General features: G+C 70.0%; 17 protein-coding genes, 1 pseudogene and 1 riboswitch. Of the genes and pseudogenes, 8 read left to right on the top strand and 10 right to left on the bottom strand.

Annotated elements, in window-relative coordinates:
* Window positions 1-43: 43 nt before the first annotated feature.
* Window positions 44-655, top strand: a complete 612-nt coding sequence (locus ACNPQM_RS24350) for a TetR/AcrR family transcriptional regulator (protein ID WP_418085717.1) — start codon at window positions 44-46, stop codon at window positions 653-655.
* Window positions 656-704: 49 nt separating this feature from the next.
* On the opposite strand, the gene ACNPQM_RS24345 is transcribed toward ACNPQM_RS24350, so the two are convergent.
* Window positions 705-1706 (bottom strand): DUF6745 domain-containing protein, encoded by a 1002-nt coding sequence (locus tag ACNPQM_RS24345; RefSeq protein ID WP_418085716.1) that lies wholly within the window; start codon window positions 1704-1706, stop codon window positions 705-707.
* A gap of 66 nt (window positions 1707-1772) precedes the next feature.
* The gene (locus ACNPQM_RS24340; protein WP_358861906.1) at window positions 1773-2099 is read right to left on the bottom strand and encodes a hypothetical protein; all 327 of its coding nucleotides are present in this window, start codon (window positions 2097-2099) and stop codon (window positions 1773-1775) included.
* A gap of 166 nt (window positions 2100-2265) precedes the next feature.
* Here ACNPQM_RS24340 and ACNPQM_RS24335 point away from each other — a divergent pair, with 166 nt between their 5' ends.
* The 6 genes from ACNPQM_RS24335 to ACNPQM_RS24310 all read left to right on the top strand — a co-directional run bounded on the left by ACNPQM_RS24335 (window position 2266) and on the right by ACNPQM_RS24310 (window position 8499).
* Window positions 2266-3222, top strand: coding sequence for an STM4015 family protein (locus tag ACNPQM_RS24335; RefSeq protein ID WP_358861905.1), 957 nt, complete (start codon window positions 2266-2268; stop codon window positions 3220-3222).
* A gap of 6 nt (window positions 3223-3228) precedes the next feature.
* On the top strand, window positions 3229-4200 hold the full coding sequence (locus tag ACNPQM_RS24330; RefSeq protein WP_418085715.1) for an STM4015 family protein: 972 nt from the start codon (window positions 3229-3231) through the stop codon (window positions 4198-4200).
* Window positions 4181-5335, top strand: coding sequence for an STM4014 family protein (locus tag ACNPQM_RS24325; RefSeq protein ID WP_418085714.1), 1155 nt, complete (start codon window positions 4181-4183; stop codon window positions 5333-5335). Before ACNPQM_RS24330 ends, ACNPQM_RS24325 begins: the two co-directional genes overlap by 20 nt.
* A 70-nt stretch (window positions 5336-5405) precedes the next feature.
* Complete coding sequence (locus ACNPQM_RS24320) at window positions 5406-6221, top strand: STM4013/SEN3800 family hydrolase (RefSeq protein ID WP_418085756.1); 816 nt, start codon at window positions 5406-5408, stop codon at window positions 6219-6221.
* Window positions 6218-7573 (top strand): STM4012 family radical SAM protein, encoded by a 1356-nt coding sequence (locus ACNPQM_RS24315; protein ID WP_418085713.1) that lies wholly within the window; start codon window positions 6218-6220, stop codon window positions 7571-7573. The genes ACNPQM_RS24320 and ACNPQM_RS24315 overlap by 4 nt, the downstream gene beginning before the upstream one ends.
* Window positions 7574-7581: 8 nt before the next feature.
* Window positions 7582-8499, top strand: a complete 918-nt coding sequence (locus ACNPQM_RS24310) for an STM4011 family radical SAM protein (protein WP_418085712.1) — start codon at window positions 7582-7584, stop codon at window positions 8497-8499.
* Between the two features lie 48 nt (window positions 8500-8547).
* On the opposite strand, the gene ACNPQM_RS24305 is transcribed toward ACNPQM_RS24310, so the two are convergent.
* The 3 genes from ACNPQM_RS24305 to ACNPQM_RS24295 form a co-directional block, all read right to left on the bottom strand.
* Window positions 8548-9393, bottom strand: coding sequence for an SGNH/GDSL hydrolase family protein (locus ACNPQM_RS24305; RefSeq protein ID WP_418085711.1), 846 nt, complete (start codon window positions 9391-9393; stop codon window positions 8548-8550).
* Window positions 9394-9559: 166 nt separating this feature from the next.
* Window positions 9560-10477 carry a M23 family metallopeptidase gene (locus ACNPQM_RS24300; RefSeq protein WP_418085710.1) on the bottom strand — a complete coding sequence of 306 codons (918 nt, stop codon included), beginning with the start codon at window positions 10475-10477 and terminating at the stop codon, window positions 9560-9562.
* 3 nt (window positions 10478-10480) lie between these two features.
* A riboswitch (cyclic di-AMP (ydaO/yuaA leader) is annotated at window positions 10481-10638 on the bottom strand.
* 282 nt (window positions 10639-10920) lie between these two features.
* A complete protein-coding gene (locus ACNPQM_RS24295; protein WP_418085709.1) occupies window positions 10921-13026 on the bottom strand; it encodes an alpha-galactosidase in 2106 nt (701 codons plus the stop codon).
* 197 nt (window positions 13027-13223) lie between these two features.
* Here ACNPQM_RS24295 and ACNPQM_RS24290 point away from each other — a divergent pair, with 197 nt between their 5' ends.
* The gene (locus ACNPQM_RS24290; RefSeq protein ID WP_418085708.1) at window positions 13224-14036 is read left to right on the top strand and encodes a tyrosine-protein phosphatase; all 813 of its coding nucleotides are present in this window, start codon (window positions 13224-13226) and stop codon (window positions 14034-14036) included.
* 22 nt (window positions 14037-14058) lie between these two features.
* On the opposite strand, the gene ACNPQM_RS24285 is transcribed toward ACNPQM_RS24290, so the two are convergent.
* From ACNPQM_RS24285 to ACNPQM_RS24265, 5 genes and pseudogenes are all read right to left on the bottom strand, one after another.
* The gene (locus tag ACNPQM_RS24285; protein WP_418085707.1) at window positions 14059-14232 is read right to left on the bottom strand and encodes a DUF6126 family protein; all 174 of its coding nucleotides are present in this window, start codon (window positions 14230-14232) and stop codon (window positions 14059-14061) included.
* Window positions 14233-14265: 33 nt separating this feature from the next.
* Window positions 14266-14874 (bottom strand): helix-turn-helix domain-containing protein, encoded by a 609-nt coding sequence (locus tag ACNPQM_RS24280; RefSeq protein ID WP_418085706.1) that lies wholly within the window; start codon window positions 14872-14874, stop codon window positions 14266-14268.
* Between the two features lie 63 nt (window positions 14875-14937).
* Window positions 14938-16335: an aspartate aminotransferase family protein gene (locus ACNPQM_RS24275; protein ID WP_418085705.1), complete on the bottom strand. Its 1398-nt coding sequence runs from the start codon at window positions 16333-16335 to the stop codon at window positions 14938-14940.
* Complete coding sequence (gene dxs / locus ACNPQM_RS24270; RefSeq protein ID WP_418085704.1) at window positions 16332-18233, bottom strand: 1-deoxy-D-xylulose-5-phosphate synthase; 1902 nt, start codon at window positions 18231-18233, stop codon at window positions 16332-16334. Before dxs ends, ACNPQM_RS24275 begins: the two co-directional genes overlap by 4 nt.
* Window positions 18234-18259: 26 nt before the next feature.
* Window positions 18260-18435: pseudogene (locus ACNPQM_RS24265) on the bottom strand (4-hydroxy-3-methylbut-2-en-1-yl diphosphate synthase); the annotation flags it as partial.

Genomic DNA, 18435 nt, shown 5'->3' with positions numbered 1-18435 from the left:
CCCCCGGCCCGTCCGGGACCGGCGCATTGGTTAGGGTGACGCCGTGGCCAGAGTGCGGTTGAGCGTGGAGGAACGACGCGAGGAGCTGCTCCGCGCTGCCGTCGAACAGATCGAGGTGCGAGGTGTCGCGGCGGTACGGATCGCCGATGTGGCCTCCGTGCTCGGCGTGAGCAACGCCCTGGTGCTTTACCACTTCTCGACGAAGGAGAAGCTGGTCGCAGCCGCCTTCGCACATGCGGCCGAGGCGGACCTCGCCCATCTGCGCAAGCTCCTGAGCCACCGCACGAGTGCGGTACGGCGGTTGCGCGCCGCCGTCCGCTGGTACGCACCGACCGGGCAGGCCAAAGGTTGGCGGCTGTGGATCGAGGGCTGGGCGGCCTCGCTCCGGGACCCGGCGCTGCGCAATGTGGCCGGCGATCTCGACCAGCAGTGGAAGTCGGAGCTGGCCGAGGTCATCGAAGAGGGCGCCGCCGCGGGTGAGTTCCACTGCGACGACCCGATGTCCGTGGCCTGGCGACTGACCGCGCTGCTGGACGGCCTGGCCGTCCAGATGACGTCGTACGCCGGTCCGCTCTCCCGGGCCACGATGCTGGCGTGGACCGACGAGGCACTCGCCCGCGAACTGGGCATCGACCACGCGGCGCTGACGGCCTGACCCGGCCGGCCGCTCCGCCTCCTTCGCTTGCTTCCGCCCTGTCGGCCGATCAGGTCTGACGCAGAGGCGCGTACGCCTGTGCGTCCAGGCCGAAGGTCCAGGCGACGCCGTCCTTCGCGGTGCGGGTCGAGGGCGGTACCCGCAGCCAGTATGTGCGATGGGTCCCGTCGGGCTCCGGGGTGGAGTTGACCACCTCGACCATCACCACGTCCTCGTCGCCGTCCAGTGCGATCCGCCACAGGACGCCCGTCTCGTCCCGGTGCACCGGCTCGGCGCCCGACTCGGTGAGGTAGCGGTCGTAGCCGTAGAACTCCAGCATGACGCGGCGCAGCTCCGCGTTCCCCTCTTCGCGTATCCGCTCAGGGGTCAGGGCCGCCAGTTCCGCGAGGAACTCGGCGGGAACGGGCATGCCGCGCCAGGCGTACAGCGCGAACCCGTCGCGGTACGAAAGGGCAGGGCCGTCCCCGCGGTCGAGCCGGCCGGCCTCGTCGCGGTGGAGCGTCTCCGGGCGTTCGCTGATCACCACGGTGCGCTCGTACGGCCACCACCAGCCCGCGTGCCGGGCCACCTCCGCCAGGCCGACGAGCCGGTCCCCGCGGCCGTCGAACGCGGCGAGCCACGCCGCGTCGTGCTGGCCGAGGACCGCGTCGAGCAGCACCAGGCGTACATCCGACTCGTCCTCGAGGCTTGCGGCGAGGGCCGAGACGACACCGGTCCGTATCCGCTCGGCGAGCGCGGCCGTGGTCTCCCAGAGCTGGGCGCCCGTGGCCGACCAGAGAGAGGACCAGCCTGCCGGGCCCAGCTCGTCGTACATCCGGCGCCGTTCCTCCGCCCATGGGCGGGTCCGCACCTCGTCGCGCACGGAGCGGCCCGCGTCGACGAGCTTCCCGACCGCCTCGACGGCCGCCTTCGGCGAGTCGGCCCAGACAATCTGTTCCGGCTCGGCCAGCCCCGCGCTGCGGTAGGCGAGGCGGACCCCGTCCTCGGCCGCTCCCCGGTCCGCCGCACCCGTCGCCGCTGCCACGGCCCGCCATGAGTCCACGTACTGCATCGGTTGTCCCCGTCCCCTGTCCACTCTCGGATCTCTGCTGTTCGCTGCCTGCCCGGACCGGCCGGCTCAGTCCGCGACGATGCGGACCGCACCCGGTGCGTACTCCCGCTGGCGCACGACGCGGTACCAGCCCTTCGACAGCGGTATCGCAGCATGCTCCTCATGCACCACCCGCCCGCCGTCGGGCAGATGGAGCAGCATCGGGCCGAAGGCGCCCGCCTCGCGCATCAGCCGGCCGGGCCCCTGGACTGCATGCGCATGACCGGTGACCTCGCCCAGCGCGAGCACCATCCGTCCGCGGGCGTCCCTCGGCTCCCCCGGCGCGTCGGCCAGGTGCGCGGGCACCTCGGACTCGTCCAACGGCACGATCAGTACATCGCCCTGCCGGTACACAGACGTCTCCCCTCCAGGGTGACACCCGCTGTGCCGACCCTGGAGAAAACGCTAGGGGGAGGGTCTGACAATCGGTCACAACCGCTCCCCCGCCCGCCGCATTGTCAGTGGGGCTTGATAAACCTTGCGGACATCAGCCGTCCCCCAGTCTCAGGAGCTCAGGGTCATGTCCGGTGTGGATCATCTGCACGAGTTGCTCGGCCTGCCGGCCGTCGACTTCCGGCACGCGACGAACGAAGCCCCGGCGCAGGCCGCCGATGCCGCGGCCTGGCGTATCGCGGTCGACCCGTACGACGACGAGTCCGAGATGACCTGGGAGGAGGCGTTCCAGGCATTTCTCGCTGCTGTCGACCCTGCGGGCGTGCGGGCCCTGATCATCGGTCAGTGGGGCGAGTCGTACGAGGAGAAGTCGTCCTACCCGATCGATCTCGTGATCGCCGCCGCCGACCGGCTGCCCTCGCTGGAAGCCGTCTTCGTCGGCGACATGACGGCCGAGGAGAACGAGATCTCCTGGATCGAGCAGTGCGACGTCACCGCGCTGCTGAAGGCGTTCCCCGGCCTGCTGGAACTGGGCGTGCGCGGCGGAACGGACCTGGAGTTCTCCCCGTCGAAGCACGAGCGGCTGCGCTCGCTGACCATCGAGACGGGCGGGCTGCCGGCCGGAGTGATCCGCGGCATTCTGGACAGCGAGCTGCCCGCGCTGGAGCGGATCGATCTCTGGCTCGGTGTCTCCGAGTACGGCGGCGACACCGAGGTCGCGGACCTGGCCCCGCTGCTCTCCGGCTCGCGCTTCCCCCGTCTGCGCCACCTCGGTCTGCGCAACAGCGAGGTGCAGAACGAGATCGCGACGGCCGTCGCGGGCGCCCCTGTCGTCGCCCAGCTGCGCACCCTCGATCTGTCGCACGGGACGCTGGGCGACGAGGGCGCGGCCGCGTTGCTCGAAGGCCAGCCGCTGACCCACCTCGACCGGCTCGATCTGCACCATCACTTCCTCACCGCGCCGATGGAGCGCCGGATCAAGGAGGCGCTGGAACCGCACGGAGTGCAGGTCGATGTGTCCGAACGCGAGGAACCATGGGGTGATCGCGGGGCCGAGGGCCGCTACACCGCGGTTTCGGAGTGACGCTCGATGACCGACATCGACCATCCCGAGACGTTCCACGGCCTGCCGGTCCTCACGCTGCCCGGCCCCGGCCTGTCGCGCACCGGTCCGCTTCCGGCGGCGGATGCGGTCGCCTGGCGGCTGGAGAGCGCCTGGCAGGGCAGCGTGACGTTCGCCGCTCTGTGGCAGCACTTCCTCGACACGGTCGACACCACCCAGGTGCGAGCCCTGCTGATCGGCCCGTGGTGGCAGGAGGAGTACGAGCCGTTCGCCCCCGTCGTCGACCTGCTGGCGGGCCACGCGGACCGGTTCCCATCCCTGCGGGCGCTCTTCCTCGCCGATGTCGTCAGCGAGGAGTGCGAGCTCTCGTGGCTGGAGATGGCCGACATCACCCCGGTGCTCGAGGCGTTCGGACAGCTGCAGGAGCTGACGGTGCGCGGCTGCGGTGAGCCGATGGCCGACCGGCAGACCCTTGATCTGCAGCCGGTGCGGCACGAGGCGCTCACCTCGCTGCGGTTCGAGTCCGGCGGCCTTCCATCGGCCGTCGTGCGGGCGGTCGGGGCGTCGGAACTGCCCGTGCTGGAGCACCTCGAACTCTGGCTCGGCGTCGCCGAGTACGGCGGGGACGCGACGGTCGAGGACCTTGCGCCTCTGCTCTCCGGCGCCGCGTTCCCGAACCTGCGCCATCTGGGTCTGCAGAACAGTGAGATCCAGGACGAGATCGCGGCCGCGGTGGCGTCCGCCCCGGTTGTCGCCCAGCTGGAATCGCTCTCCCTGGCGATGGGCACGCTCGGCGACCTCGGAGCCGAGGCGCTTCTCGCGGGCCAGCCGCTCACCCACCTGACCTCGCTGGATCTGCATCACCACTACATGAGTGACCCGTGGTTGGACCGTCTCAGGGGACTGCTCGGTGCCGACCGGGTGAACGGTGAAGCGGACGAGGTGGAGTACTGGGATCCGGATGAAGACGACGAGCGCTATGTCGCAGTCAGCGAGTAGGGCGGGCGGCCCGGCGGTGCGCTTCGCCGTCGTGGGAGTTCCCGGCAACCGCCGGGTCACACTCTTCCGGGACGCCGTACGCGCCGCCGGGCTGCCGGCCGCGCGTGTGGTGCCCTGGCTGGACGTCCTGGGCGGCGAGGCCGTTTTCCGGCCGGGCGAGACCGTACGGATGGACTCGCCCGGTGAGGACGCCGAGGTAGAACGGTTGCTGCGGTCGGTGGACGATCCGACGAGGGTCGAGGGCACCGCCCTCTGGTACACCCGGTTCACCGGAGCGGTGCGGACGGTCGCACGGGCGGCCGACGCGGCCGGAGCGGCCCTGCTCGACGCCCCGGGCGATGTCGCCGTGCTGTTCGACAAGCGGCTGTGCCATGCCGTGCTGGACGGCGCCGGGGTCCCTGTACCGGCTTCGCCGACCTCCGGCGCTGCGGCGCCCGTGGTGCGCGACTGGGCGGATGTGCGCGAGCGGCTGGCTCAGCACCGGATGCCACGGGCCTTCGTGAAGCTCGCGCACGGCTCGTCCGCCTCGGGGGTGCTGGCCGTGGAAACGGCAGGTCCCGGCCGGGTGCGGGCGACCACGTCGGTGGAACGCGACACGTCCGGACGGCTCTTCAACTCGCTGCGGGTGCGCCGCTGTACGACGGAGCGCGAGGTGGCGGCGATCGTCGACGCGCTCGCACCGGACGGGCTGCACATCGAGCGCTGGCTGCCCAAGGCATCGCAGCGTGGGCGCTCGGCCGACCTGCGGGTCCTGGTGGTGGCGGGCCGCGCCACCCATGCCGTCGTAAGGACCAGCCACTCCCCCATGACCAATCTTCACCTCGGCGGCGAGCGCGGAAGCCTCGACGAGGTCCGCGCGGCCATCGAGGCGGCAGGCGGCAGCTGGTCCGAGGCCCTGGCCGTGTGCGAGCGCGCCGCTGCCTGCTTCCCGGACACGCTGTGTGTGGCCGTCGATCTGCTGCCCGCGACCGGCTGGCGGCGGTTCGCCGTCGGCGAGGTCAACGCCTTCGGCGACCTGCTGCCACGCCTGACCGGGATGCCCGGCAGCGGCTTCGAGGGCCTGGACACCTACGCGACGCAGGTCGTCGCCGTACTGAACAGAGCAAGGAACCACCGTGCAAGCGCCACCCCCTGACGCCGGACAGTCCGCCGCCGACATCCGCGACGCGGACGCCGCTCCCTCGGAACACGCCGGGAATCCGGACATGAGCGAGATCGTGGGCAGTCACGATCTGCTCCTCATCACCCTCGACACCCTGCGCTACGACGTGGCGGCGGAGCTCGCCGCCGCCGGACGCATCCCGCATCTGGCCCGCCATCTCCCGGGCGGCATCTGGGAGAAGCGGCATGCCCCGGGCAGCTTCACCTATGCCTCGCACCAGGCGATCTTCGCGGGATTCCTGCCGACGCCCGCCGCCCCCGGCCCGCACCCCCGGCTGTTCGCGGCACGCTTCGCGGGCAGTGAGACCACCGCTTCCCGGACCTTCGTCTTCGACACCCCGGACCTGGTGTCCGCTCTGGCCGGGGCGGGTTATCGCACGGTGTGCATCGGAGGCGTCGGCTTCTTCAACCGGCAGGGCCCGCTCGGTTCCGTGCTGCCGGCCATGTTCCAGGAGAGCCATTGGGAACCCGAGTTCGGCGTCGCGTCACCCACCTCCTTCGAGGCCCAGGTGGCACGGGCCGAGCAGGTCGTCGCGGGGCTTCCCGCCGAACAACGGCTGTTCCTCTTCGTCAACGTGTCGGCGCTGCACCAGCCCAACTGGTTCCACCAGCCCGGCGCCACCCGCGAGTCGGGTGACTCCCGCGCCACGCACGCCTCCGCCCTGGAGTACGTCGACGCACACATCGGTCGGCTCCTTGCCGCCGCAAGCAGCCGTCGGCGCTGCTTCGCCATCGTCTGCTCCGACCACGGCACGGCGTACGGGGACGACGGCTACACCGGTCACCGGCTCGGCCACGAGTCCGTCTGGACCGTTCCGTACGCGCACTTCTTCCTGGAACCGGGGGCCACCGCACGATGACCAGTCCGCACACCGTCCGCCCGTACCAGAGCTACGTCTACGCCTATCCGCACAAGACGGCGTACCGCCCGCTCACCGGCCATCCCGTCGGCCGTCCCGCGCTGCGCGAGCTGTGGGCGGGAGAACGCAAGGACGCGCTCTCGCTCTATCTCCACATACCGTTCTGCGAGGTCCGCTGCGGTTTCTGCAACCTCTTCACCCGGATCGGCGCCCCCGACGAGCTGACGACGCGCTATCTCGACGCACTGGACCGGCAGGCCACCGCCGTGCGTGAAGCACTGGGTGACGACGAGCCGGTGCGGTTCGCAGCAACGGCGTTCGGCGGGGGCACCCCCACCTTCCTGACGGCCGCCGAGTTGGAGCGGCTCTGCGACATCGCGGAGAAGCGGATGGGCGCCGACCTGCGGTCCGTGCCGCTGTCGGTCGAGACCTCGCCGTCGACCGCAACGACCGACCGGCTGGCCGTCCTCGCCGACCGCGGGACGACCCGGATCAGCATCGGCGTACAGAGCTTCGTCGACGCCGAGGCACGCGCGGCGGTCCGTCCCCAGCGCCGCGCCGATGTGGAGGCGGCGCTCGGCCGGATCCGGGACGCACGCATCCCGGTCCTCAACATCGACCTGATCTACGGCATCGACGGACAGACCGAGATCAGCTGGCGTTCCTCGCTGGACGCGGCCCTCGCCTGGCTGCCGGAGGAGCTGTATCTCTATCCGCTGTACGTGCGCCCGCTGACCGGCCTGGGCCGGCTCGGCGACGAAGCAGCAGCGGACGAGGCCTGGGACAATGAGCGGCTCCGGCTGTACCGGGCGGGCCGGGAACATCTCCTCGCCCACGGCTACGAGCAGGTGTCGATGCGGATGTTCCGCCGCGCCGACGCCCCGCAGCAGGGCCCCGCCGATTATGCGTGCCAGACGGACGGCATGATCGGGCTGGGCTGCGGCGCACGCTCGTACACCAGCCGGCTGCACTACTCCTTCGACTACGCGGTGGAGATGCGCGAAGTGCGGGCGATCATCGACAGCTACACCGCCACCGAGGACTTCTCCCGCGCGGAAGTGGGGCGGTATGTCGATGGCGACGAGGCGCGCAGGCGCCACCTTCTGCAGTCCCTTCTTCAGGCCGAGGGGCTGCAACTGGCCGAATACCGCGAGCGGTTCGGCACCGCTCCCGGTGACGACTTCCCAGGTGAGCTGGACCGGTTCGAGGCGCGGGGCTGGCTGGACGGGTCCGCCGTGGCGTCCGGGCTGCTACGGCTCTCGCCCGAGGGGCTCGCCCATTCCGACGCGCTGGGTCCCGAACTGTTCTCCCCCGCTGTACGGGCCGCGATGGCCGCGTACGAACCGAAGTGAGCACTCCCATGGATCTGACGATCCTCTATCGGGGTCCCCTGGCGTCGTGCGACTACGACTGCCCGTACTGTCCGTTCGCCAAGCGGCGCGACAGCCCGGAGCAGCTCCGTGCCGACCGCGCCGCGCTGGAGCGGTTCACCGCGTGGGCGGCGGCGCAGACCGGGGACAGGATCTCGGTGCTGTTCACACCGTGGGGCGAAGGGCTGGTCCGTTCCTGGTACCGCCGCGCGTTGGTGGAACTGGCGCAGCTGCCGCACATCGGCCGGGTCGCGATCCAGACCAATCTCAGCGGTCGTACACGGTGGCTGGCCGAGGCCGGCGGAGCCGACCGCGACAAGATCGCACTGTGGTGCACGTACCACCCGGGGCAGACACCGTACGACCGTTTCCTCGCCAGGTGCCGGGAGCTGTCCGCTCTCGGTGTCCGGTACAGCGTCGGTGTCGTCGGTCTCGAGGAGCATGTCGACGAGGCGCGGCGGCTCCGTACCGACCTGCCCGACGAGGTCTATCTCTGGGTCAATGCCGCTGAGGGGCAGAGCTACACGGACGAGGAGGCGGACCGCTGGACGACCCTCGACCCCCTGTTCCCGTACAGCCGTCACCCGCACCGCTCGGCAGGCATGCCGTGCCGGACCGGCGAGTCCGTCATCTCGGTGGACGGCGACGGCACGGTGCGCCGCTGCCACTTCGTCCCGGCCGAGCTCGGCAACCTGTACGACGGCAGCTACCGGCGCGCGCTCGGTCCGCGGGCCTGCCCGCTCAGCGTCTGCGACTGCCACATCGGCTATGTGCATCTGGAGACGCTGCCGTTGTACGACGTCTTCGCGGGTGGCGTCCTGGAGCGCATACCGGCCCGACGCCCGGACATACCGGCGCCCTCGGGGCGCCGGTTCCTGCCGGTGTCCCCCGTCGCCGGACCGGCCTGAAGCCCCCGAGAGGCAGAAGGGGAACGGGCCCGTCCGGCAGATGACGCCCTAAAGCGGCAGGAGGTCCGGCCGCTTCGCCTCGACGTGGTCGCCGGAGGACTCGCCGCGCAGGCGCCGCCCTATCCACGGAACCAGGTACTCACGCGCCCAGTGGATGTCGTCGCGCCGGACCTCCAGCGTGCCGCGCTGTGCCTGCGGGGGCCATTCCTGGTCGGGGTCGGCCGGCACATCGAGGCCGAGGACCTGGGCGGCGCGCAGCGCGACCCGGGTGTGCCCCTCGGGCGACAGGTGGAGCCGGTCGTCGTCCCAGGCCCGCCGGTCCTGCACGGACTTCAGCGACCAGAGGTCGAGGACCGGGCAGTCGTAGCGATCGGCGATGGAGCGCACATGGGCGGTGTACGTGGCGATCTTGCCGCGCAGATGACGCAGGACGGGAACGCCGCGGGTGTCGAAGCCGGTCGTCACCAGGACGGTGCCGACCGAGTCGGTGAGCTCGGCGACCGCGCGCTCGAAGCGCTCGGCCACGTCGTCGGGGTCGGTGCCGGGCCGGATGATGTCGTTGCCGCCCGCACAGAAGCTCACCAGATCGGGCGCGAGCTCCTTGGCGCGCGGTACCTGCTCCTCGACGATCTGGTCGAGGAGGCGTCCGCGTACGGCGAGATTGGCGTACCGGAAGATTCCATGCGCGGAGCCCTCGGGGCTCGTAGCCGCTTCGGGGTCCGGGAGCTGGTCCGCGAGAAGTACCGCGAAACGGTCCGCCCAGCCGACGAAGGTTCCGTCCGGGCCGGGGTCTCCGACTCCCTCGGTGAAGCTGTCGCCAATCGCTGCGTACGACCCGATGGCGCCATGCCGGTTGATGACGCCACGTTGATTGTTTCTCGAATCGTCTGCCACAAGCGCATATCCTGCACCGCCGAATGTGACCTACGCGACCGTAATAAAGGGTTGACGGGTGGTGAGATAGACCACCTGGTCAGGTTTTGGTAAACGGGGAATAAGTAAAGGGACGGCGCGCCGATGCGCACCGCCCCTTCACCGAGCCGACCGGATCAGCCGTGGATCAGACGTAGATCCCGTGCGAGGCCAGGAAGGCGATCGGGTCGATGTCCGACCCGTACGCCGGGCCGGTGCGGATCTCGAAGTGCAGGTGCGGGCCGGTGGCGTTGCCGGTGGCACCGGAGAGGCCGACCTGCTGGCCTGCGGTCACGGTCTGGCCCGCCGAGACGGAGAGCGAGGACATGTGGCCGTACTGCGAGTAGTGGCCGTCGGCGTGCTTGATGACGACCTGGTTGCCGTACGCGCCACCCCAGCCGGCGGTGACGACGGTGCCGGAGGTGATCGCCTTCACGCTGGTGCCGGTGGGAACCGGGAAGTCGATACCCGTGTGGCTGCCGCTGGACCAGTTGGAGCCGGAGGCACGGTAGGCGGTGGTGTGGTTGCCCGGGACGGGGTGGACGTAGCCGGAGCTGTTGCTCTGGCCGGCCGAGGTGGAGACCGTGGTGGTCTTGACGGAGTCCGAAGCCTTGGACTGCGACGCGGACTTGTCGGCCGAGGAGGTCGACGGAGCCGGGGCGGACTGCGTGGTGTCCGTCGTCGCGGCGGAGCCGGCCGGCTTGCCGCCGAGCGTGAGCTTCATACCCGGGAAAATCAGGCTCGGGTTCTCGCCGACGACCGTGCGGTTGTCCTGGTACAGCTTCTGCCAGCCGCCCTCGACCTGCTGCTCGGCGGCGATCTTCGACAGGTTGTCACCACCGACGACGGAGTACGTCCGGGTCTCGGCCTGCTTCTTCACGACCGGCGCGGCCTCGGCGGCGTGTGCGGCTGCCGACTGCGCGGTGGGCGCGGCCTGCTCCGCGGCGTGGGCACCGGTGGCGCCGAACAGCGGAAGGGCGATAACAGCCCCACCGGCACCGATAGCGGCGACGCCACGAGCGATCGTGCTGGACTTGGTACGGCGATGCTTACCCGATGCGGGCATGAAGAAGTTCCTCTCCGGCGCCTGCGAGGTGAGCTGTCGGGTTCGGGCTGGAGATGCCCGGTCGCAGTTCGCGACTTCACCCCGAGCCGGCCGGATTTCTCCGGGCGGCGGCTTACCTGGTTCCCCCGCTCCTGCCACACGTGAGTGGGTGCGAATTCCGGGCGGCGGCAGGATTTGGCGGTCCGTCCGGATTGAGGGTGACCGTAGGCGAGCGAGGACAGCGGAAACAAGCCACTCATTACTCAATGGATTCCGCACCGGGAAATCGGCGCGGAATCCCGGTCACCCTCTGTGGATTACGGATCTTGGCTTTCCGCGCGTCGTCAGGAATACCCATCCCTGGCACCACCACACACCGTCACGAATATGATCCCGCTCACGAGGAGGCCATCATCTCCCGTAGAAATAGGCTATGTTCCGCTAAAAGACGCAATACGGACACGTCACGGGCGTTCACCACGTCGGAGCCTCAGCACCTTCGCGTCCAGGTCCCCCCTCAGCCCGGTGTGCAGACCCTGATGCAGCAGCACAGCACCGTGGTGGACCGCCCCGGTGCCCAGGTCGGTGTAGGTCGCCGCGGGGTCGAGCCCGCGCAGCCGCAGGGCCGGCGGCCGCTCCCCGTACCGCTGTGCCTCCAGCCACATCAGCACCACGGCCTCGTCGCCGTGCACGTACTGCACGGCACTGAGCCCACCGCGTGGGGCACGCAACCGGTGCAGCGCGCCGTGCTGCACCGCGGGACGGATTTCCTTGTAGAGATCCACCCAGCTCCGCGCCTCGGCCAGCTCCTCGTCACTCCACTCGGTGAGATCCCCGCCGACCCCGAGCACCCCGGCCATCGCGCTGACGAAGCGGAAGCGCAGCGAACTGACCCTGCTGTTGAGCTGGACATTCGGACTGTCGGTGACCCAGGCGGCCATCACCCGCGCCGGATGGATCTGCCCGAAGCCCTCCTGGATGGCGAGCCGGTCGAGCGGGTCGGTGTTGTCGGAGGTCCACACCTGGTCGGTACGGGCGAGGATCCCCAGATCGATCCGGCCACCGCCGCCCGAGCAGGACTCGAAGGCGACGCCGGGGTGGGCGGCCCGCAGCCGGTCGATCAGCGCGTAGAGCGCGTCCACATGCGCGATCCAGAGCTTCTGCGGATAGCCCTCGCCCGGCCAGCCCGCATCGGTGAAGCAGCGGTTGAAGTCCCATTTCACATAGTCGATCGGGGCGCTGGAGAGCAGCCTGTCGAGCTGCTCCCACACATGGTTCTGCACATCGGTCCGGGCCACGTTGAGCACCAGCTGATGACGGAATTCGGTCCGGGTCCTCCCAGCGAAGTGCTGCACCCAGTCGGGGTGCGCGCGATACAGATCACTGTCGGCGTTCACCATCTCCGGCTCGACCCAGATGCCGAACTGCATGCCGAGTCCGTGCACTTCGTCGGCGAGCGGCTTCAGCCCGCCGGGGAACCGCTCGGGGTTGGGGGTCCAGTCACCGAGTCCGGCCCGGTCGCTGGTGCGCTGCCCGAACCATGCGTCGTCCACGACGAACAGCTCGACGCCCATCGCCGCGGCGCGCACGGCGAGGGCGCGCTGCTGGTCCTCCGCGATATCGAAGCCGGTCGCCTCCCAGGAGTTGTAGAGCACCGGCCGCAGGCTCTCGGCGTCCGGGACGACATGGGCCAGCTGCCAGGCGTGCCAGGACCGGCTCGCCCCGCCGAACCCTTCGGCGCTCCACAGTCCGGCGAACACCGGTGTGGTGTACGTCTCCCCCGGTGCGAGCAGCAGCAGCCCGGAGTCGTCGTATCCGGCGCCTCCGGTGATCTGCACGAGCCCGTCGGGGAGCTGCTGCACCGCGATCCGCCACGAGCCGGACCAGCCGAGCGCGCAGCCGTACACCTCGCCGCCCTCCTCGGTGGCGGCGCCGTCCGCGTCGAGCGCCACCCAGGGCAGGAACTGGTGTCCGGTGTGGCCGCGCCTGCTGGAAAGGACCTTCTCGCCGTACGTCAGCTCCGACCGTACGAGCTGTGACTCGGCCGCCCAGCGACCGTGCAGGTGGCTCAGCCGCCAGCTGTCGCGGGCGGGCAGCGCCCAGGCCGCCGCGTCGGCGCGCAGCAGCTCCAGCGGCGGACCGTCAGGACCGGTGTGGGTGACAGTGGCCCAGCGCTCGATGACATCGGAGTCGTCCCGCATCCGGTAGTGCAGCGTGAGCGCAAGCTGCTGCACCGGGTCGACGAACGCGATACGGAGTTCGTCGCCGTCCACGGCGGCCCCGGCGAACGCCCATTCGGTGCCACGGACCTCGGGGGTGCGTACGGAGAGAGCGGGCCGGACGAAGCGGGGGCCACCCTCGACCGGGTACTCCTCCCGGCCGTCCAGCTGCGACTCGAAGCCCCGGAAGGGCGGCTCGGGCGCGGCAGCGAGGGCCTCGGCGGCCGCGAGGGAGATCCGCGGCCCCCAGTGCAGATGCAATAGTTCGTCCCGGCCGGTGAGGTGCAGCGCGTAGCTGCCGCTCGCCCCGGTCAGCAGCCAGGTCCGACCCTGCTCACCTGTCTCGATCATGCCATCCCCCGCATTCCCACAGTTCCGCACATCATCGACCGCCGACCGACGGCCGGGCAACGCCCGTGCGAGGGGAATTCCATGGGCTGTTCAGCAGGAAACGGCCGAGAGGATGGCCAGAGAATTCAATGTCGTATCGTCGCAGGAACTGACCTCGCCGGCGAGCCGCGCCGACGCCAGACACTCCAGGAGACACCGTGACGCAGCAGGTGCCGCAGGTCCCGTCGACGGAACCCGAACTGGCAGGTGTGCGCAACTTCCGCGATGTGGGCGGACTGCCTACCGTGGACGGCCGCCGGGTGCGGCATGGACGGCTCTTCCGCAGCGGTCACCTCGCGCACGCCACCGACGAGGACGCGGCGTTCCTCGGCAGCCTCGGGCTGCACACGATCTTCGACTTCCGCAATGCGGCGGACCACAGGCTCGAAGGCCCGGACGTGGAGCTGCCGGGCGTGCGGAATGTGAACATTCCGCTCTCCGACCCGGCTGACGGCACCGAGTTCTGGCGGATGGTCCGCGACGGCGACATCGCACAGCTTCGCTCGGTCCTTGCCGACGGCAAGGGAGCGGCACAGATGACCGCCTCGTACAAGGCGATCATCAGGGATCGCACTGCTGAGCACGGCCGGGTGCTGCACGCCCTGGCCGAGGACAGCGTTCCCGCTCTGATGCACTGCGCGGCCGGCAAGGACCGTGCCGGTCTCTCGATCGCGGTTTCGCTGCTGGCGGTCGGCGTCGAGCGCGAGGCCATCGAGGCCGACTACCTGAAGTCCAACGATCCGCACCGCCGGTACAAGGTCCGGCGCACCGACACCTCGGCGACCGGGATGTCGCCGGAGGTGATGGAGCTGCTCAGCCCGCTCTTCGACGCCCGCGCCGAGTACCTCGCCGAGGCCTTCAGCACCATCGAGGAGACCTGGGGCAGCACGGACCGCTATCTCGCCGAGGGCCTGAAGCTGACTCCGCAGATCCTGGAGCGGCTGCGCGGACGGCTCCTCGAAGAGGTGTAGCCGGACCGCACGGCGGTCGATGTCAGCCCTTTCCGGCCACCGCGAAGAGCAGGTACAGGAAGGCCGCGAAGATGTGTCCGGCGATGAGATAGGCGAACAGCCTGATCACCACGCCGCGAGGAAACTTCCGCTCCTGCGAGTCATAGTTCTTCTGGGACCTCGGGGTGAGCGGATCGAAGTGCTCTGAATCGGACATGACAGTCCTTTCCGGTGACCGGCCGGGCCGGTCTCAGCGATGGTGGGTACCGCTGCCGAGGCACAGCTCGGCGGCGGGGCTCTGCAACAGGGTGTGGACGAAGAGCAGCTCGGATCCGTCGCGGTCCACGGCTGCGATCCGGTGCGGGGTGAGCGAGTCGAAGTGGGCGCTGTCGCCCGGGTCGAGATCGTGCACGGTGTCGCCGAGGCTCACCCTCAGCCGCCCGGCAAGGACGTACAGCCACTCCTCGCCGGGATGGACCCGCACGAGATCACCCTGGGCGCCGTACGGAACCCGGACGCGCAGGGCCTGCATCGCCCGGCCGGACCCGCCGGCCTGCTGGTACATCCAGCCGTCGGCCTCTGCCCCCTCGAACCGGCCACCGCGGACGATCGCGTCACGTTCGGGGGCGATCTCGCCGAGCAGCTCGGAAACCGTCGTACCGTAGATCCTGGCAAGTCCGAGGAGCATGGGCAGCGACGGCTGCCTCCGGCCCGTTTCGAGCCGGGACAGATGGGCCGGGGACAGCCCGGCGTGCTGGGCGGCGGCCTCCAGAGTCAGACCACGGCGGCGGCGCAGATCGCGCAGGCGCGGCGCGACGCCGGGCAGCTCGTCGGCCACCCCTCCATGGGGAGAGTTCATGTACCTATTGGGCCAGGATCCTGCCTCGGAGGCAAACTTTTTGCCTCTGAGGCAACTTCGACCTCAGTGGTTGGCGACGGTCTGTCTGACCAGCGTTCTTCCGAAGTCCCACATCAGCCCGCCGCCGCTGTGCGCGTCATCCATCACCGCTGTGAACGCGGTCACGAACCGGTCCACTTCCGGCTCCCCGATGACCAGCGGCGGAATCAGCTTGATCACTTCCAGATGGTCGCCGGAGACCTGGGTGAGGATCCGGTGCTTCTGCAGGAGCGGCACGACGACCATCTGTGCGAAGAGACCCTTGCGGGCCGCCTGCAACATGGTCCATCGACTGCGCAGCTTCAACGAGCTCGGCCGGCCGAACTCGATGCCGATCATCAGCCCGCGGCCACGGACCTCGTGCAGCAGTTCGTAGCGGTCGGTGAGCGCGGCGAGCCGCTCGCGCAGCAGATCACCGGTGCGGCGGGCGTTCGCGACGGTCTCCTCGTCCTCCATCACCGCCAGGACCGCAAGCCCGGCCGCCATCGCCTGGGCATTGGAACCGAAGCTCGCCGAGTGGACCAGGACCCGGTCCATCGACGAATAGACGCGTTTGAAGATCCAGTCCTTCCCGAGGGTCGCCCCGACCGGCACATAGCCGCCGGAGAGCGCCTTGGCGACACAGACCAGATCGGGTTCGACACCCTCCTCGTGCTGGTACGCGTAGAACTCGCCGGTCCTGCCGAGACCGGTCTGCACCTCGTCGGCGATGAGCAGCGCCTTGTGGCGGTGCAGCAGCTCCTGTGCGGCGCGCAGGTAGCCGGGCGGCGCCTCGTGGACACCCTTCCCCTGGATCGGCTCGACGACGAGCGCCGCCACATCGCCCCGTCTCAGTTCGCGCCGTAGTGCGTCGAGGTCGCCGAGCTCGACAGCGGTGTCGGGGAGCAGCGGTGCGAAGCCGTCCCGGAAACCCGATTCACCGTTGACCGAGAGCGAGCCGGTGGTCAGGCCGTGGAAGGCGTGGGTGCAGTAGAGAATGCGGGGTTTCCCGGTGGCGTACCGGGCGAACTTCAGCGCGGTCTCGACGGCTTCCGTACCGCTGTTGCCGAAGAAGACCCGGTCCAGATGCGGACTGTGGGTGAGCAGCTTCTCGGCCAGCAGCCCGGGAAGCGGCTGGCAGTCGAAACGGGTGAGGTCTGCGAGCGAGGCGTCCATGACGTCGTGCAGTGCCTTGCGGACGACCGGGTGGTGGCGGCCCAGACCCATGACACCGAAGCCGGCGAGCATGTCGAGGTAGTCGTTGCCGTCCCCGTCCCAGAAGTGGGCACCTTCGGCCCGCTCGTACACCTTGTCGAAACCGATGGTGTGCAGCATCCGCGGGAGCTGGTGGTTGAGGTATTTCTTGTGCAGCTCGTACCGCTCGGCCCCGCGTTCCGCGAGGAGCTGCGCCAGATCGAAGCCCTTGGGCCCGTCGTCCTTCATTCCCCGCTCTCCTCAATCCCCTGGGCCGCTTCCTTGGCGGCGAGCGCACCGCTGATCCGGCCGGCGATCTCGACCGGTGTGAGCCCGATGTCGGCCAGCACCTCCGCACGCTTGCCGTGCGCGAGGAACTGCTCGGGGACACCGAAGGTCCGCAGCGGTACGTCGACACCGGCATCACGCAACGCCTGCCCGACCGCCGAACCGACGCCTCCCGCCCGGCTGTTGTCCTCGACGACGGCGACCAACCGGTGGCGTGCGGCGAGCGGGGCGAGCTGTTCGTCGACCGGCTTCACCCAGCGCGGGTCGACGACCGTGCAGCGGATCCCGCCGCCCGAGAGCAGGTCCGCGGCCTGCAGGCAGACGGAGGCGAGCACACCGACCGTCACGATGAGGACGTGGGGGTCGTCGGCGCGGTGCAGTACGTCCATGGCACCGACGCGGCCTGTCGCCGGCACCGGCTCCCCCACCGACTCCTTGGGGAAACGCAGCACGGTCGGTGCGTCGTCGACGTCAACGGCCTCGCGCAGCTCCTCCCGGAGCCGCTCCGCGTCACGCGGGGCGGCGATCCGCAGCCCGGGCACGACCTGGAGCACGGACATGTCCCACATGCCGTTGTGCGAGGCGCCGTCGGGACCGGTGACCCCGGCCCGGTCGAGGACGAACGTCACCCCGCACCGGTGCAGGGCGACGTCCATCAGCAGCTGATCGAAGGCGCGGTTGAGGAAGGTGGCATAGACGGCGACGACCGGGTGCAGTCCCCCGGTGGCCAGCCCCGCCGCGGAGACCGTCGCGTGCTGCTCGGCGATCCCGACGTCCCAGACCCGCTCGGGGAACGCCTCGGCGAACTTCGTCAGCCCGACGGGGTGCAGCATCGCCGCGGTGATGGCGACGACGTCCGGCCGCTCGGCGCCGATCGCGGCGATCTCGTCCCCGAACACCGAGGTCCACGACGGACTCACCATCGGGGCGACCGGTGCGCAGGTCAGCGGGTCCATCGCGCCGACGGTGTGGAACCGGTCGGCCTCGTCCCGCAGTGCGGGCGCGTAGCCGCGGCCCTTCTCGGTGAGGCAGTGCACCAGCACCGGACCGTGGAAGCGTTTCGCGCGGCGCAGCGCGGATTCGACGGCTGCGATGTCGTGCCCGTCTATCGGCCCGACGTACTTGAGCCCCAGGTCCTCGAACATGCCCTGCGGGGCGAAGGTGTCCTTGAACCCCTTCTTCGCGCCGTGCAGCGACCCGTACAGCGGCTGTCCGACCACCGGGGTGCGCTGCAGGACGTCCTTGCCCCATGTCAGGAAGCGCTCGTACCCGTCGGTGGTACGGAGGGTGGCCAGGTGGTCGGCGAGCCCGCCGATCGTCGGGGCGTACGAGCGCTCGTTGTCGTTCACCACGATGATGAGCGGCCGGTCCCGGGCCGCCGCGATGTTGTTGAGCGCCTCCCAGGCCATGCCGCCGGTGAGCGCGCCGTCCCCGATGACGGCGACGACATGGTCGGGGCGGCCGATCACCTTGTTCGCCTTGGCCAGGCCGTCCGCCCAGCCGAGCACGGTCGAGGCGTGCGAGTTCTCGATGATGTCGTGCACGGACTCCTCGCGGGAGGGGTAGCCGGACAGGCCGCCCTTGCCGCGCAGCTTCGAGAAGTCCTGCCGCCCGGTGAGCAGTTTGTGCACGTAGCTCTGGTGCCCGGTGTCCCACAGAATGCGGTCCACCGGTGAGTCGAAGGCCCGGTGCAGGGCGATGGACAGCTCCACCACCCCGAGGTTGGGCCCCAGATGTCCGCCGGTCCTGGCCACCGCCTCGACCAGGAACCTCCTGATTTCCTCGGCGAGTTCGTCGAGTTCCGGTCCGCTCAGCGCCTTCAGGTCGCGCGGTCCCCGGATGGTCTCCAGAATGGTCACTCTCGGGCCCCCTCTCCGGTCCTGCCTCAGCTCACGGTGACGGCGGGGACGCCCGACGGTGTCCCCGCGCCGTCCATGCCCTCGGCGATCTTCAGGGCTTCCTCGACAAGAGTCTCGACGATCTTCGACTCCGGAACCGTCTTGATGACCTCGCCCTTGACGAAGATCTGCCCCTTGCCGTTCCCCGACGCCACACCCAGAT

Origin of the sequence: Streptomyces sp. NPDC056231, assembly GCF_048270745.1 — a bacterium.
In the GTDB taxonomy this organism is placed as follows: domain Bacteria; phylum Actinomycetota; class Actinomycetes; order Streptomycetales; family Streptomycetaceae; genus Streptomyces.
The sequence above is the reverse complement of the archived record's forward strand: the minus strand, read 5'-3'. Positions and strand labels throughout refer to the sequence as shown.

Bases quoted from the DNA above. Each gene is read 5' to 3' on its own strand.
- ACNPQM_RS24315 (WP_418085713.1), top strand. From the start codon at position 6,218: ATGACCAGTCCGCACACCGTCCGCCCGTACCAGAGCTACGTCTACGCC.
- ACNPQM_RS24345 (WP_418085716.1), bottom strand. From the start codon at position 1,706: ATGCAGTACGTGGACTCATGGCGGGCCGTGGCAGCGGCGACGGGTGCG.
- ACNPQM_RS24335 (WP_358861905.1), top strand. From the start codon at position 2,266: ATGTCCGGTGTGGATCATCTGCACGAGTTGCTCGGCCTGCCGGCCGTC.
- ACNPQM_RS24295 (WP_418085709.1), bottom strand. From the start codon at position 13,026: ATGATCGAGACAGGTGAGCAGGGTCGGACCTGGCTGCTGACCGGGGCG.
- ACNPQM_RS24300 (WP_418085710.1), bottom strand. From the start codon at position 10,477: ATGCCCGCATCGGGTAAGCATCGCCGTACCAAGTCCAGCACGATCGCT.
- ACNPQM_RS24325 (WP_418085714.1), top strand. From the start codon at position 4,181: ATGTCGCAGTCAGCGAGTAGGGCGGGCGGCCCGGCGGTGCGCTTCGCC.
- ACNPQM_RS24275 (WP_418085705.1), bottom strand. From the start codon at position 16,335: ATGAAGGACGACGGGCCCAAGGGCTTCGATCTGGCGCAGCTCCTCGCG.
- ACNPQM_RS24330 (WP_418085715.1), top strand. From the start codon at position 3,229: ATGACCGACATCGACCATCCCGAGACGTTCCACGGCCTGCCGGTCCTC.
- ACNPQM_RS24285 (WP_418085707.1), bottom strand. From the start codon at position 14,232: ATGTCCGATTCAGAGCACTTCGATCCGCTCACCCCGAGGTCCCAGAAG.
- ACNPQM_RS24320 (WP_418085756.1), top strand. From the start codon at position 5,406: ATGAGCGAGATCGTGGGCAGTCACGATCTGCTCCTCATCACCCTCGAC.
- ACNPQM_RS24310 (WP_418085712.1), top strand. From the start codon at position 7,582: ATGGATCTGACGATCCTCTATCGGGGTCCCCTGGCGTCGTGCGACTAC.
- ACNPQM_RS24280 (WP_418085706.1), bottom strand. From the start codon at position 14,874: ATGAACTCTCCCCATGGAGGGGTGGCCGACGAGCTGCCCGGCGTCGCG.